This window comes from Streptomyces sp. NPDC049687, from assembly GCF_044465285.1.
Classification (GTDB): Bacteria; Actinomycetota; Actinomycetes; order Streptomycetales; family Streptomycetaceae; genus Streptomyces.
In genome coordinates this window covers 25,601-39,886 of record NZ_JBITLN010000004.1, presented here as the reverse complement: position 1 = coordinate 39,886, position 14,286 = coordinate 25,601, and the positions used below count along the sequence as shown (strand labels likewise).

13 protein-coding genes are annotated in these 14,286 nt (G+C 72.7%); 3 read left to right on the top strand and 10 right to left on the bottom strand.

The features are described from left to right. Window positions 1–139 precede the first annotated feature (139 nt). Window positions 140–691, bottom strand: a complete 552-nt coding sequence (locus ACIBVL_RS14535) for an FHA domain-containing protein (protein ID WP_399097366.1) — start codon at window positions 689–691, stop codon at window positions 140–142. A gap of 173 nt (window positions 692–864) precedes the next feature. On the opposite strand from ACIBVL_RS14535, the gene treZ reads away from it, so the two are divergent. Continuing rightward, window positions 865–2,610, top strand: a complete 1,746-nt coding sequence (treZ, locus tag ACIBVL_RS14530; protein WP_399097363.1) for a malto-oligosyltrehalose trehalohydrolase — start codon at window positions 865–867, stop codon at window positions 2,608–2,610. A 5-nt stretch (window positions 2,611–2,615) separates the two neighbouring features. Here the strand turns inward: treZ and ACIBVL_RS14525 are convergent, their stop codons facing one another. The 5 genes from ACIBVL_RS14525 to ACIBVL_RS14505 form a co-directional block, all read right to left on the bottom strand. Then, window positions 2,616–3,548 (bottom strand): aminoglycoside phosphotransferase family protein, encoded by a 933-nt coding sequence (locus ACIBVL_RS14525; protein WP_399097360.1) that lies wholly within the window; start codon window positions 3,546–3,548, stop codon window positions 2,616–2,618. 97 nt (window positions 3,549–3,645) lie between these two features. Further along, window positions 3,646–4,773 carry an aminopeptidase P family protein gene (locus ACIBVL_RS14520; RefSeq protein WP_399097357.1) on the bottom strand — a complete coding sequence of 376 codons (1,128 nt, stop codon included), beginning with the start codon at window positions 4,771–4,773 and terminating at the stop codon, window positions 3,646–3,648. A 123-nt stretch (window positions 4,774–4,896) separates the two neighbouring features. Further along, complete coding sequence (locus ACIBVL_RS14515) at window positions 4,897–5,532, bottom strand: LysE family translocator (RefSeq protein WP_399097354.1); 636 nt, start codon at window positions 5,530–5,532, stop codon at window positions 4,897–4,899. Between the two features lie 150 nt (window positions 5,533–5,682). Beyond that, window positions 5,683–6,252, bottom strand: a complete 570-nt coding sequence (locus ACIBVL_RS14510) for a PDZ domain-containing protein (protein WP_399097351.1) — start codon at window positions 6,250–6,252, stop codon at window positions 5,683–5,685. Between the two features lie 113 nt (window positions 6,253–6,365). Continuing rightward, complete coding sequence (locus tag ACIBVL_RS14505; RefSeq protein WP_399097348.1) at window positions 6,366–7,232, bottom strand: LysR family transcriptional regulator; 867 nt, start codon at window positions 7,230–7,232, stop codon at window positions 6,366–6,368. Between the two features lie 88 nt (window positions 7,233–7,320). Between ACIBVL_RS14505 and ACIBVL_RS14500 the strand changes: the two genes are divergently transcribed. Beyond that, on the top strand, window positions 7,321–8,055 hold the full coding sequence (locus tag ACIBVL_RS14500; RefSeq protein WP_399097345.1) for a hypothetical protein: 735 nt from the start codon (window positions 7,321–7,323) through the stop codon (window positions 8,053–8,055). Here the strand turns inward: ACIBVL_RS14500 and cyc2 are convergent. The 4 genes from cyc2 to ACIBVL_RS14480 all read right to left on the bottom strand — a co-directional run bounded on the left by cyc2 (window position 8,043) and on the right by ACIBVL_RS14480 (window position 13,272). Next, the gene (gene cyc2 / locus ACIBVL_RS14495; protein WP_399097342.1) at window positions 8,043–10,220 is read right to left on the bottom strand and encodes a germacradienol/geosmin synthase Cyc2; all 2,178 of its coding nucleotides are present in this window, start codon (window positions 10,218–10,220) and stop codon (window positions 8,043–8,045) included. The two genes, ACIBVL_RS14500 and cyc2, sit on opposite strands and share 13 nt — an antisense overlap. Window positions 10,221–10,457: 237 nt before the next feature. Then, window positions 10,458–11,645 (bottom strand): damage-control phosphatase ARMT1 family protein, encoded by a 1,188-nt coding sequence (locus ACIBVL_RS14490; RefSeq protein WP_399097339.1) that lies wholly within the window; start codon window positions 11,643–11,645, stop codon window positions 10,458–10,460. A 54-nt stretch (window positions 11,646–11,699) separates the two neighbouring features. Further along, window positions 11,700–12,347, bottom strand: coding sequence for a ScbR family autoregulator-binding transcription factor (locus tag ACIBVL_RS14485; RefSeq protein WP_399097336.1), 648 nt, complete (start codon window positions 12,345–12,347; stop codon window positions 11,700–11,702). Window positions 12,348–12,417: 70 nt separating this feature from the next. Then, on the bottom strand, window positions 12,418–13,272 hold the full coding sequence (locus ACIBVL_RS14480; protein ID WP_399097333.1) for a ScbA/BarX family gamma-butyrolactone biosynthesis protein: 855 nt from the start codon (window positions 13,270–13,272) through the stop codon (window positions 12,418–12,420). Between the two features lie 227 nt (window positions 13,273–13,499). Between ACIBVL_RS14480 and ACIBVL_RS14475 the strand changes: the two genes are divergently transcribed. Further along, on the top strand, window positions 13,500–14,150 hold the full coding sequence (locus tag ACIBVL_RS14475; RefSeq protein ID WP_399097330.1) for a ScbR family autoregulator-binding transcription factor: 651 nt from the start codon (window positions 13,500–13,502) through the stop codon (window positions 14,148–14,150). Window positions 14,151–14,286: the final 136 nt, after the last annotated feature.

Here is a 14,286-nt window from a genome sequence, read left to right as displayed (position 1 = left end):
GAGGAGTGGCGGCAGGGCACACCTCCAGGGCGGCGCCGTCGGTTCACCGGGCGTGTCTGGTGTACGCACAGTGAGTCATGGTGCGGGGGTACGTCAACACCGCCGTGCTCCCCGGTATGAGGCATTTCGGTCGGTCGGTTCAGTTCGCGGAGAGGCGGAACGCCATCCTCCCGAAGGCGACCTGATCGCCCTCCCGGACGACGGCCGCGCCGATGACCCGACGGCCGTTGACGGTGGTGCCGTTGGTGGAGCCGAGGTCCCGCAGCACCCACATGCCCCCCTGGCGGCTGAGTTCGGCGTGCACACGGGAGACGCTCTCGTGGGTCAGCCGCAGGCCGTTCAGGGGGTCTCTGCCGATGCGCAGCGCCTGTTCGGTGCCGGGGTGCGGCAGCAGCAGCTTGGGCAGCCGCTCGGCCTGCCAGGCCCGGCGCAGCCGGACGGTGAACCCGGAGACGGCCTCGACGGTGCCGAAGACCACGCGCGAGAAGCGGTTCTCCTTGGGCAGGTCGGCGGTGAGGACGGCCAGTTCGTCGGAGCGGCGGGCGGCGAGCGCGAGTTCCATGCGCCGGATGAACGTGTCGTGCGACAGGCGGCCCATGGCGACGCCGTCACGGAGCACTTTCAGCGCCCTGTCGCGCTCCGCGTCGGAGAGCCGCGCGGGGTACGTGTTGTACTCGAAAGACGACGTCACGGTGGTGATTGTCGGTCAGGGGAAGGCGGGTGTCCAGAAAACGGGGAAACGCCGGCACGCGCGCGTGGCCGACGACACCCGCCGCAAAGGGCATGTTCCCCGGTGGATCGATCTCGTTTGGAGCACGATGGTCCCGGCTACATCACGGTGAGCAGACGTAAGGGGAACCGTCCGTGCAGTTCGAGGTGTGGGCGCCGCAGGCCGAACGGGTGACGCTGTGGTGCGACGACGACCGGCGCGCGTTGCGGCGCGATCCGCGGCGGGCGGGTTGGTGGACCGGCGAGGCGGAGGCCGCGGACGGCTCGCGGTACGGCTTCGCGCTGGACGACGGCCCGGTCCGCCCCGACCCGCGCTCGCGCCGCCAGCCGGACGGCCCGGACGGGCTGAGCGCGGTCGTCGACCAGGACCGGTACGCGTGGCGTGTGCCGTGGTCCGGGCGCCCGCTGCCCGGGGCGGTCCTGTACGAGCTGCACGTGGGCACGTACACCCCCGAGGGCACCCTGGACGCGGCTGCGGAGCGCCTCGGCCATCTCATGGAACTCGGCATCACCCACGTGGAGTTGATGCCGCTGTGTCCGTTCCCCGGCCGGCACGGCTGGGGGTACGACGGGGTCTCGCCCTGGGCCGTGCACGAGCCGTACGGCGGCCCCGAGGCGCTGAAGCGGTTCGTCGACCGGGCGCACGAACTGGGCCTGGGGGTGGTCCTGGACGTCGTACACAACCATCTGGGCCCGTCCGGGAACTACCTGCCCGAGTTCGGCCCGTACTTCACCGAGCGCCATCACACGCCGTGGGGCTCGGCCGTCAACCTGGACGCGCCGGGCTCGGACGAGGTGCGCGCGTATCTGGTGGGCAGTGCGCTGGCGTGGCTGCGGGACTACCGGTTCGACGGGCTGCGGCTGGACGCGGTGCACGCGCTCGCCGACACGCGCGCGTGCCACTTCCTCGAGGAGTTGTCCACGGCGGTGGACGCTCTCGCCGCCGAGACGGGCCGGCCGCTGTTCCTGATCGCCGAGTCGGACCTGAACGACCCGCGGCTGATCACGTCGCGCCGCGAGGGCGGCCTCGGGCTGCACGCCCAGTGGAACGACGACTTCCACCACGCCCTGCACACGGCGCTCACCGGAGAGTCCCAGGGCTACTACGGCGACTTCGCGCGCGCTCCGTTCACCTCGCTCGCCAAGACCCTCACCGGCGGTTTCTTCCACGACGGAACGTACTCCGGCTTCCGCGGCCGGCACCACGGGCGGCCGCTGGACCGCTCCCGGGTCCCCGCGCACCGGCTGCTGGGCTACTCCCAGACCCATGACCAGATCGGCAACCGCGCCCAGGGCGACCGCCTGTCGGTCTCCCTCTCCCCCGGCCTCCTGGCCTGCGCGGCGGCCCTGACCCTGACCGCCCCGTTCACGCCGATGCTGTTCATGGGCGAGGAGTGGGCGGCGAGCACACCCTGGCAGTACTTCACCGACCACATCGACCCCGAGCTCGCCGAGGCCGTACGGCGGGGCAGGCGGCGGGAGTTCGCGGCGCACGGCTGGGCCGAGGAGGACGTACCGGACCCGCAGGACCCGGCGACCCGGGACCGCTCCTGCCTTGACTGGTCCGAGCCGCGGCGCGAGCCCCACGCGCGCGTGCTGGCCTGGTACCGCGAGCTGATCGCCCTGCGCCACGCCCAGCCCGATCTCACCGACCCCGACCTCGCCGACATCAAGGTCGCCCATGACGCGCAGGCCCGCTGGCTCGCCTTCCGGCGCGGCGACGTCCGCGTGGCCGTGAACCTCGCCCCGGAGCCGGCGGCGATCCCCCTGGGCCCCCGACCCGCCCGGGTGCTCGCCGCGTGGGAACCGGTGGACCTCCCGGGCCCGGACGGTCTGCTGCACGTTCCCGGGGAGTCGTGCGTGGTGCTGGAACAGGACTGAGCCGGCTACTCCTCGTCCTCCCGGAACTCCGTCACCCGCTCCAGCAGGATCGCCTCCCAGGCGTGCCGCAGATCGGTCCGCAGGTGCGGCAGCGGAGGCGTGCCGCGGCCGTCCAGGTTGTCGGCGAGGCGGACGACGGTGTCGCAGCGGGCGAGCCAGAGGCCGCGCAGACAGGGGCGGGCGCCGTAGCCGGCGAGGGTGGCCGCGCGGACGGCTGCGCCGGAGCCGACGGCGCGGGCGAGGCCGGCGATGTCCTCGGCGGGGTCGCCGATGACCGCGTCCGTCCAGTGGAGAACGCCCCGCACGCGGCCGTCGGCGCTGACCACCAGGTGCTCGCCGCGCAGCCGGTGGTGGACGAGTACGGCGGTGGCGGGCTGTGCCGCGAGCTGGGCCGCACCGGGCGAGGTGAGCTGGTGGAGCCGGACGGGGTCGAACTCGTCGGCGGCTGCGAGGCGTCGGGAGGCGGCCACGGCCATGCGGCGCAGCGCCTCCAGCGAGCGCGGGGCGGTGCGCGGCACGCCGAGTGCCTCGGCCTGCCGGGGCGGCACCTCGCGCAGCCCGCCGAGGAGTCCGGCCAGGTCGGCCTCGCCGACGGCGGACACGTCGTGCTCCGCGGCGGTGCCCCCGGGCACCCGGGTGTCGAGGGTGTAGGTCAGCCCGGGCGACCACTCGCCGTGCGCCACGCTGGTAGGGACGGCGACGGGCAGGTGCGGGCGGACGAGGTCGCGCAGCCGCAGTTCGCGGCGCCGGCGGACGGTCGCCTCGCGGTCCGGGGCGAGCCGCAGCACATGGCGGGTTCCGACCCACCAGGTGGAGAGCGCGCCCTCCTCGGCGACGGGCCGTACCTGCGGCCCTGAACCGCCCGGGTCGCCCTCCTGGAGGAGGGCGCGGACCAGTCGGCGGACGGTGTCCGCGGTGGGTGTCGGTGCCTGGGTCATGATCGCGCCGTTGCCGTTCGGGTGGGTGCCGGACTCCTGGGGAGGGGGTTCCTCGGGGTGGGTTCAGTCGGGTGCGGCTCGGGTTCGTGCCGGGGTTTCAGTCCACTACGACCAGCTCACGGGTGGTGTCGTTGAGACGGCGGCCGCCGTCCTCGGTGACGGTGACGATGTCCTCGATGCGTACCCCGAACCGTCCGGGCAGGTACACGCCGGGCTCCACGGAGAAGCACATGCCGGGCACGAGGGGCTGCTCCTCACCCTCGATCATGTACGGCGGCTCGTGGGTGCTGACGCCGATGCCGTGGCCGGTGCGGTGGATGAAGTACGCGCCGTACCCGGCGCCGGCGATGACCGCGCGGGCGGCCCGGTCGACCTCCTGGCAGGCGACCCCGGGGCGTACGGCCCGGAAGCCCGCCTCCTGGGCCTCCCGGACGAGGTCGTGGACCCGGCGTTCCTCGTCGGTGGGTTCGCCGACGTGGACGGTGCGGGAGGTGTCGGAGCCGTAGCCGTCCTTGAGGCCGCCGAAGTCGAGGACGACCATGTCGCCGCGTTCGATGACGCGGTCGCCGACCTCGTGGTGCGGGTCGGCGCCGTTGGGTCCGGAGGCGACGATGGTGAAGTCGACCTGGGAGTGTCCGAACCGCCGCAGGAGCTCGGCGAGGTCGGCGCCGACCTCGGACTCGCGGCGGCCGCCGAACGGCACCTTGCGGATCTCGTCGAACGCCCGGTCCGCGGCCGCTCCCGCGGCCGCCATCAGCTCCAGCTCGGCAGCGTCCTTGACGGCCCGCAGCATCGGCAGGACCTCGGTCAGGGAGGCGTAGGAGGTGCCGGGCAGGGCCCGCTGCAGGCCCAGCAGGTGCATCGCCCAGGCGTTGTCGCTGATGCCGAACCGTCCCCGTGCGTCGAGGAGGCCGGCGGTCGCGGCATAGGGGTCCTTGCCGTCGGTCCAGTCGCGCAGGGTGAGCGCCGGGGCGCCCGCCGCCTTCGCCGCGTCGGGCGCCTCCAGGGTCGGGACGACGAGGACGGGGTCCCGGCCGGGGGCGAGGACCAGCAGGGTGAGCCGTTCGGTGGCCGCGGGGGGCGCGTAGCCGGTGAGCCAGACGAGATCGGGTCCCGGTGCGACGAGGAGTCCGGCCAGTCCGGCGTCGGCGGCCTCGCGCGCGGCCCGTTCCATACGGGCCCGGTAGTCGTCGGCGGTGAAGGGCGCGGGGGCGGTGCCGGTCATCCGGGTCTCCCTGCAAGTCGTGGTGACGATGATGACTACGGGCAGCATCCTGCCCGGACGGCGGGGGCCGCGCGAGCCGGTTCGCGCGGCTTCCGGCGCCCCCCGGGCCCCGGGGGGCCGAGGTCAGCTCTCCAGGGCCATGCGGACACCCAGGATCACCAGCACGCCGCCGGAGACCTGCTCCAGGCGCCGGCGCACCCCGGCACGGGACAGCACGGCCTTCATCCGCCCGACGAACCACACGTACAGGCCGTAGTACCCCACCTCGTACACGGCCCACAGCACGGCCAGGCCCACCATGGCCGGCAGCTGCGGGGCGCCCCGGGGGACGAACTGCGGCAGGAAGGAGAGGGCGAAGACGGCCGCCTTGGGGTTGGCCAGGTTGAGCAGCAGCCCGGCGCGGTAGGAGGCCCAGCCGCTCTTCTCCCGCGTCTCCCGGCCGTCGGTGCCGTCCGCCCCGTCGCCGCCCTTCTTCATGCGGTGTGCCTGGCGCAGTGCCTGGACGCCGAACCAGACGAGGACGACCGCGCCGACGACGCGCATCACGTCGTACGCCACTTCGGAGGCCGCCAGCAGGGCGGTCAGCCCGAACGCGGCCACCACGCCCCAGACGAAGACGCCGGTCTCGTTGCCGAGCACGGTCAGGAAGCCCGAGCGTCGGCTGCGCAGCGACTGCTTGATGATCAGCACGGTGCTGGGTCCGGGCGACGCGGCGATGAGGGTGCAGGCGCCGAGGAAGGCGAGGAGGGTGCTGGGCATGGGCCCATGGTGACCCTCCGGGGCTGCCGTGACCAGTGGTTTGCCGGGTGGGACGATAACGGAACGCCGATAAACCATTAAATCCGATGTTCACTTGAATGTCCTGCACGTCGAGCGGCGGCTCACGGGTCACTCATGAGTCGTCCGACTTCAGACGACCACGCCGGGCACCACGAGCAACTGCTGGAATCCACCGCTTCGGTGACGGACGGTCAGAGTGATCTCCCGCCCCGGACGGGCCTCGTCGACCGCCCGCGCCAGGTCCGCCGCCGAGTCGATCCTCGTCGTGCCGAACGCCAGCAGGACGTCACCGCGCACCAGGCCGGCGGTGTGGCCGGGGCCGGGGACGTGCACGGCGACGATCCGGGCACCCGCCATCCGGGTGTCCACGACCTCAAGGCCCAGCGTGGCACGCGCGGGGGCCGGGGCGGCCGGCACGGAGGGGCTCGGGCGGCCGGACGGCGAGGCGGCGCCGCCCGGTCCGGTGTGCCACGGGAACTCGGCCGGTCCGCTCGTCCCGATCACGCTCGCCCCGACCGTGCCGAGGCCGACGCCGGCCAGCACCAGCACGGTGCCGGCGAAAACGGCACACAGCGGGGTCGTCAGCCGTCGGCCGCGACGGCGCGCGGCGTGCGGGCGCGGGGCCGGCCCGCCCCGCTCGGCTCCGCCGCCGGGTTCCCGGCCGGGCATGGGCTTGGGACGCAACGCGGTCTGTTCCATGGATCGCCTCCGACTGGTGCTCTACCCGGCGCCCCGGCGCACGACCTGCCACGAACGAGTGAGACCGACTCGGGGTCGGCAGCGGTACGGCGGGGTGGCCGCCGTCGGCCGCCTCACGCGCGCGTGGACAGCGCCTCCACCAGCGCCCCCGCCGCCCCCGCCGGCGTCCCGGCGTGGACGAGTTCGGTCCGGTGGACGACCCGGGGCTCGGTGACCGGGACGGCGACCGTGCCCGGGACGCCCGCGGCCGCCGAGCGGGGCAGCAGCGCCAGCCCGTGACCGGCGGCGGCCAGGGCGGTCAGGACGCGAACATCGGTGCCCTCGTAGCGCAGGGCCGGCCGGAACCCGTGGCCGCCGTTCGCGGCGCGCAGGTGGCTCAGCGGCAGGGCGGTGTCGGGGGCGTCGAGCCAGCGCGCGTCGGCGATGTCGCCGAGGCGCAGCCCGGGGCGGCGGGCCAGCGGGTGGGCGCCGGGCAGCAGGACGCACACCGGCTCCTCCGCCACGCCGTACGTGGTCAGCGGCGCCACGTCGGGCAGCCGCAGCGGGTCGCTGGGCGCGGCCAGGCCGTCCACGAGGCCCAGGTCGGCGGTGCCGGCGGCGACGGCGGCGGGGACCGCGTCGCGGGCGAGGACGCGCAGGGTCACGTCGGCGGGCGGGAGCGCGGCGAGGGCCGCCGGGCCGAGGGCGGTCGGTGAGGTGGCGAGGGTCAGCCCGTGCGCGGGGGCGGCGGCGATCCGTAGGACGTCCGCGCGAGCCGCGTCCAGGCGCAGCAGCAACGGGCCCGCGTGTTCAAGGAGCCGCTCGCCGGCCACGGTGGGCGTGACGGGGCGGCGGGTGAGCAGCGGTGCGCCCAGGTCCTGTTCGAGGGCCGCGATGTGCTGGGATACGGCCGACTGGGTGTAGCCGAGTTCCCGCGCGGCCTCGGAGAAGGAGGCGAGACGGGCGACGGCGACGTAGGTGCGCAGGAGGTGCGGGTCCATGCGCCCCAGCCTCTCATCAGCAGTGCTGATGGAGAGTGCAGGAATCATCGTTGGACGTGAACCTCGCGGTCCGCCCAGGATGAGTGCCATGACTGACACCGCAGCTCAGATCGCCAAGGTCGCCCTGGTCGGCGACCGCTCCCCCAACGTCGTCTCGCACTCCCGCGTCCCGCTCCTGCTGGACTCCCTCGCGGCCCGGGACCGGCTGGTCCTGGACGCCTACTGGATCGCGTCCGAGGACGCCGAGGCCGGCGATGCGGTGCGCGGCTTCGACGCGGTGTGGGCGGTGCCGGGCAGCCCGTACCGCAGTGAGGCAGGGGTGCTGAACGCGATCCGTACGGCGCGTGAGGAGGGCATCCCGTTCCTCGGCACCTGCGGAGGCTTCCAGCACGCACTCCTGGAGTTCGCCCGGAACGTCTGCGGGCTGACCCGGGTGGCGCACGCCGAGAACGACCCGGGCGCCGAGGACTTCCTCATCGCACCCCTGGCGTGTTCGCTCGTGGGGCACGAGGGCGTCGTCACCGTCGAGCCGGACACGCTCGCCCAGTCCGTGATCGGTTCGGAGCGCACGGTCGAGCGCTACTTCTGCTCCTACGGCCCCTCCCGGCACCTCGAGACCCTGCGCGCGCACGGGCTGCGGTTCTCCGGTCACGACGAGGACGGCCACCCCCGGATCGCCGAGCTCCCCGGCCATCCCTTCTTCCTTGCCTCACTCTTCCAGCCGGAGCTGTCCGGCGACGGCTCGCGCCCGCATCCGGTCGTCCGGGCACTGGCGCGAGCCGCGGTCGGGCACGCCGCGCGGAAGGAACGTCAGCCTGTGTGACCCGAGAAGTGGGGAACGGGTGCCGCCGGAGCGCGGTCCGGGAGGAAACCGTGGGCGCGGCGGGCCAGGTGGGCGGGCTTGTAGCGGTCGACCTCCCGGTGCCAGTGCAGGATGCCCGCCAGCCAGTTCTGGAGATCGGTCACGTAGTTCCCCATAGCCTCGCGGGCCTCGGCCGACAGGTCGAAGTCGTCGTAGAGGACCGGCAGTTCGTGGGCCACGACGTGCTCGAACTGCTGCATGCGCCGGGTCATCAGGTCATGGACGATGCCGAGCGCCGTCGGGTAGTCGCAGCCGAAGAAGTTCTGCACGACGAGGATCGCGTTGTGCATCTCGCCCTCGTACTCGATCTCCTTTTGGTACGAGAAGACGTCGTTGGTGAGGCAGGCGTAGTCCACGGCCGCGTTCTCGAGGGCGCGGACCACGCCGCTGCGGTAGATCTCCGGCGGGACGGCGGGGCCCCGGCCCATGCGGCACATGCTGAGGGTGAGGTCGGAGCCGAAGGTGGCGCGCCGCATCTCCAGGTAGTCGACCGGGTCGGGGACGCGGTTCTGGAGCTGGTTGGACAGCTCCCACACCCAGCTCTCGGTCATCTTGTCGACCGCGTCGCGCAGGGTGCGCCGCCCGCCGGGGGTCATGCCGGCGGTGGTGCGGGCCCACAGGTCGATCAGGCCGCGCTCCATGCCGTTGACGGGGACGACGGGCACCGCCTCGCCGTCGAGGGGCATGCAGGCCGACAGCCGGGCCGTGGTGAGGCGGGCGGCGGCCAGGTCACGGCGGCCGCCGAAGACCAGGGGGTAGTAATCGTCGCCGTAGGTGCCCCAGGCGAGCCAGTGGGCGCTGAGGTCGAGGGCCTCCGGCGTCGCGTCGGGGTCGAGACCGGCCGAGCACAGCGGGAGGTCGCAGGCGGCGAGTTTGTCCTCGTCCCAGACGCCCTCCTCCAGCATGCCCATCCGGTGCATCCAGGCGGTCAGGCGCGGCCGGCAGGCCTCCAGGTGCGGGCTGAGCTCGACCTGGTAGGGCATGTGGAAGTCGGGCAGCAGCGAGGGGCCGACCTTCTGGAACGGCACGTGCGCGTACGCCCGCAGACGCTCCGCGGCGGCCGAGGCGAGCAGCGCGACGACGTCGGCGGCGGAGGTGCCCGGGCCGGACAGCCTCTGCCAGGGGGCGGTGGAGGTGGCGCCCTCGTTCATGTAGCGGCTGGAGCGCAGGTGCCACTCGTGGCCGCCGGACTGCCAGTCCTGCAGGCCCTTGGTGTACGCGGCCACGGCGGCCACCTCGTCCGGCCTCAGGCCCTTCTCCAGGGCCAGCGCGGGGACTTCGGTGAACGCGGTGTGCTCGAACTGGTGGAGGCGGGAGGTGAGGATGTCGTTGACGGTGTCGGCTGCCTCCTGCGTGGTGCAGCCGAAGAAGGTCTCCAGGACGAGCACTCCATTGCTGTTCTCGCCCTCGTCCTCCACCTCGCGCTGATAGGAGAACAGGTCGTTGCGCAGGTGGACGGCGTCGGAGAAGGTCTCCGTCAGTACCCTGAGCGGCCTGGATCCGGCGACCGAGGCGGGGACTTCCGCGGTCGCGTACTCCACGAGCCCCGCCGACCAGGGGGCGCCGCCCACCTTGCGGCGCATCTCGATGTACTCGACGGGGTTGGCGATCCGCCCCTCGTCGATGTTGGACAGCTCCCACATCGACTCGTTGAGCAGATGTTCCGTGGCCACCGCGAAACGGCGGCGCCAGTCCTGCGACATGTCCGGCACCGTCCGCGCCCACAGGTCCTTCAGGCCCGCCTCGACCGGGTTCTGCGGCTCGGGCACCGGCGTCGCCAGGTCCAGCGGCATGAACAGCGGGAGCCGGTCCAGATGGGTCTTGCCGGCGGCGCGGTCCGGGGTGCGTTTGAACATGTCGAGGAAGTGGTCGTCAAAGAAGAACACCCACACGTACCAGTCGGTGATCAGCGACAGCGCGGGACCGTCGCAGTCGGGGTGGGTGTAGGCGCAGAGCAGGCCGTAGTCGTGCGCCTCCAGGTCGGCCTGCTCCCAGATCCCGGACCCCTCCAGCATGCCCATGTCGCGCGCCCACCGCGTCGAGTGGGAGCGCGCCTGGTCGACATGCGGGTTCAGCCGCGCGGGGTGCGGCATGTAGAAGTGCGGGAGTTCGAACGGCTGCGTCATGGCCGGGGCCCTACCCGGGGGCTTCAACGGCCATCCGCGCGGCGGCACATGATCACACCATCGCGTGAAACGGGCTCGAAAGCCCGCCTTCGGCACGACGCACGGCCCCGCCGTCAGGCTCTCAGCCGGGTGAGGGCCTCCGCCGCGCGCCTCCACGTCGGCAGTCCGGCCTCGCGCGAGGAGTGCCGCCAAAAAACGAGTCGCCCGCCGATGCGGCCGGCTTGGCCCGCCCGTGTCTCACCGTCGCACCTGGATCAGCGCATGCGTGCCGCCGGTCCGCCAGCGTCGGCCCTCTGCCGCGACCAACGCGGCCTCGGTCTGCTCGGTCAGTCCGGTGATCACGTCGGACTTGAGGGTGCGCAGGGCGGCGACCGGGCCGGGGAAGTAGGAGGTGACCTGGGTGAAGGAGGTCGTCGGGGGCCAGAGCCGGTCGCCCACCAGGCGGCGGTAGTTGAGGTCGCCCTTGACGATGGTCAGGGCGGCCGCCGCGAACTCCGTGCGCAGGTCGTCCGGCATCTCGTCGTACGGCAGCGGGGCGGCGGCGAAGGGGTGGGCGCGGACCGTGAGGGTGCCGTCCGCCGTCGCCGCCCACAGCCGGCGGCCGTACACGGCGGCCTCTCCCCGCGCGGACGTCAGTTTCCGCAGGGCGTCGACGACGTCGGCGGGCGTGGCGTCGGAGACGTAGTACGGGTACGGCTTGACGTGCAGGACGATCCGGTCGGCCCGGCCGTGGGTGAGGAGGTGGGCGGCGAGGAGGAGGTCGGGGATCAGTTCGCGGCCGGCGTTGTCGGCGATCAGGCACACGGTTGCGGAACCGTCGCCGGAGACCGGCAGCAGCGACCACAGTGCCTCGCTGTCGTCGGCGACCGGTCCCGGGACGGCGGCGCGCGCCTCGGCGTCGGCGTCGGACAGGCGGAAGCCGAGGTCGGCACGGTTTCCCCACAGCGAGCCGTGCAGCAGGGCGCGCTCGCGTTCGTGGGCCGGGCGGGTGCGGAGGGTGTCGAGCGCGGCCAGTTCCTCGCCGGTCTCGGGCGCGTCGAGCTCGGCGAGCTTGAAGGGGCGGAAGGGGTCGATGCCCTGCCAGGTGCCGGGGCCGAAGTAGCCGACCGCTTGCAGGAGTCGGCGGTAGAAGTAGCTCTCCGACCACAGCCAGGGCACCTCGAACCAGGACCTGCCGGCGTAGGCGTCGAGGCCCCACTCCCGCCACCGCTCGCCGTCGTGCGCGTCGGCGGGCAGCGGTTCGATCACGCCTTCGAGACAGCTCGCCAGCAGGGCGTCCAGGGCCCGGTGCACGGCGGGGTCGTAGGGGAAGGCGTCCCGTACCTGCCGGATGATCGCCGGATGCCGTTCGGCCAGCACGCCGTGGGGGAAGGAGCCGGGCTCGTCGCCGAGGATCACGGGCGGCGGGGCGGGGGTGTCGGGCATACGGTTCACCGTATCGCGCGGGCCGCCCCACCTGCCCGTTCCCCGCCGCTCCGGTCAGCCCGCCATGATCTCCCGCTCCAGCCGCGCCGCCAGGCTGAGATAGCGCGGGCGCCGCGGCACCGGGACCAGGCCCCGGATGATGACGTACCACATCTCGGCCATCCGGCGCGGCAGCCGCGTCGCGGGCTCGTGGGAACGGCCCACCACGCGGGTGCCGACGAAGAAGCAGACCAGGGAGTGGGCGACGGCGTCGACGTCGACGTCCGGATGGATGTCGGACTCCTTCACCGCGCCCATCAGCCGACGGGTCATCAACTCCAGCCACTCCGCGAAGGGATGCCGCAGGGGCGGCTTCACCGGGACTCCCCCGGTGGCGAGCCGGAGCCCCGCGCGGGCGATCGGGCCCTCGACCGAAAGCCGCGCGAGGCCGAACGTGAGGCGCATCAGCGCTTCGAGTGCCGGACAGTCCCGGTCGTCGATCTCGACGGCCACCCGGCGCGAGGCCTGGGACTGCAACTCCATGATGGCGTGCGCGAGATCCTCCTTGGCCGCGAAGTGGAAGTAGAGGGCTCCCTTGGTGACATGGGCGTGCTCGACGATCTCACTCAGGCTGGTCGACTCGTAGCCATGCCGGTCGAACAGATCGGCAGCGGCCGTGATGATCGTCGCGCGGGTCTGTTCGGCGCGTAACTGCCTCGCCATCGACTGGACCCTCCTGGGCCGGTAAAGAACGGGTCATGCCGTTTGTTTCTTACCCCCAGTACACACTAACTCACCGTGCGGCGGTACCCACCAAGCATTCGAATACCGTCGACCCCCCTTGTGTTCCGACGACTTGCACCTCCGTGTCGTGACCGCCCTTGGCCGCGATCCAGACGGGTTCGTCCAGCTCGGTGTACCGGTGGAAGAGCGCGTCGTACGCCACCGGTGACTGCCCGTCGGCCCTGAGCAGCCGGGCGGCCTGGCGGGCCGCCTCGAGGAGCAGCATGCCGGGGACGTGGTCCAGCGGATGGTCGAAGAAAACGGGGTGTGCGGTATCCACTCTCAGCTGCCAGCGATCGGCCTCGCCGGTCGGCGCGAGGACGACGTCGCCGGGCAGCGCGCGGTCCACGGAGGCCGGCGGGACACCGGGCGGCAGGGGGACCGCCGTCACCGAGTCGGGGGTGCGGCCGCCGCGCAGCCGCTGGTAGACCGGTGTGGCGACACAGGTGAAGGTGACGTCCGCCGTGGCCACCCGGGCACCCTCGTGCAGTACGTCGGCGGTGTAGCGGGCGCCGGCCAGGCGCCGGCCGCGGTACTGGACGTCGGCGAAGACGAGCTCCACCTCGGGCTCGGCGGGGAACGGTCCGACAGCCAACTTCCCTGCGACGGTGTCCACTTGGAATCGCTGCATCACGAACTGGTGGTCCAGCGGCACCTCGTACTCGGCGTGTGTGATCAGGGTGCCGGCCTGCCGGATCGTTTCGACGACGAGAAGCGGGTCATAAGCGGTCCAGTCGGGCGACACGTGTAACCCGTGCGCCCGGGGCCACTGCGCGGAGACCGAGAACCGGTCGTCGCCGGTGCGTCGCCAGGCCGTGAGGAGAGTCTCCGACAGGGCCGCCCGGTGCACCAGTTGGCGGGGCACGGTTGCGGTCAGGCACGGAGAATCGGCAAGCTGCCGCGGTCGAGTCATGTCTCTCCCTACGGTCCCCCGAAGGCCACGGCAGCGGCGAACCGGCCGCTCCGGTAAGCGTTAGAGTACGAGGCGACCGGTTTGTTTTCAATGAGATCAGTCGACGGCATCCTATGATCGGGCCGAAGCCGCGTGCGATCGCGGGGTATCGGCCAACTCGGTGCCGTTAAGGGGCTCTTATGGCGAAACAGGAGCGCGCCATCCGGACGCGCAGGGCGATCCTGGAGGCGGCCGGCGCGGTCTTCGACGAACACGGCTACATGTCCACCACCATCGCCATGGTCCTGGAGCGCGCCGAAGTCACCAAGGGCGCCCTGTATTTCCACTTCCCGTCGAAGGAGTCGCTCGCCCAGGCGGTGCTCGACGAGCAGGTGCCCTTCGGCGCGGTGCCGCCGCAGCCGTGCAAACTGCAGGAGATCGTCGACATGACGTTCGTGGTGGGCCAACACCTCCTGACCAACGCCCTGCTGCGCGGCAGTGTGCGGCTCGCGGTCGACCAGGAGACGCCGTCCGGGGTCGATCACGGCGAGCCGTTCCGGCAGTGGGCGCAGCGACTGACCGAACTGATGGAACTGGCCCGTGACCGGGGCGAGTTGCTGCCGACGGTGAAGCCTCCGGAGACGGTGGAGCTGCTCGTGGGCTCCTTCACCGGTGTCCAGTTGATGTCACGGGCGCTCACGGACCGCGCGGACCTCGCCGACCGCCTGTCGGTGATGTGGGCCCACATGCTGCCGAGCATCGCCGTGCCCGGCCTGCTGCCCCGCCTCGACACCCGGGCCGACCGGGGCGCCCGGGTGCTGGCCTCGCTGGAGGAGCGGGCGGCTTCCTGAGGGAGCGCAGACGGCGGGGCCGGCCGGGGGGGGGCGCCCCCCCGCCCCCCCCCCCCGGCGCCGGGCCTTGTAAGAAACTGCGCAGACCCCCGTTGTTGCGTCCCCGGGACCGGGCGGCCCCCTGCAGGACCGAAAA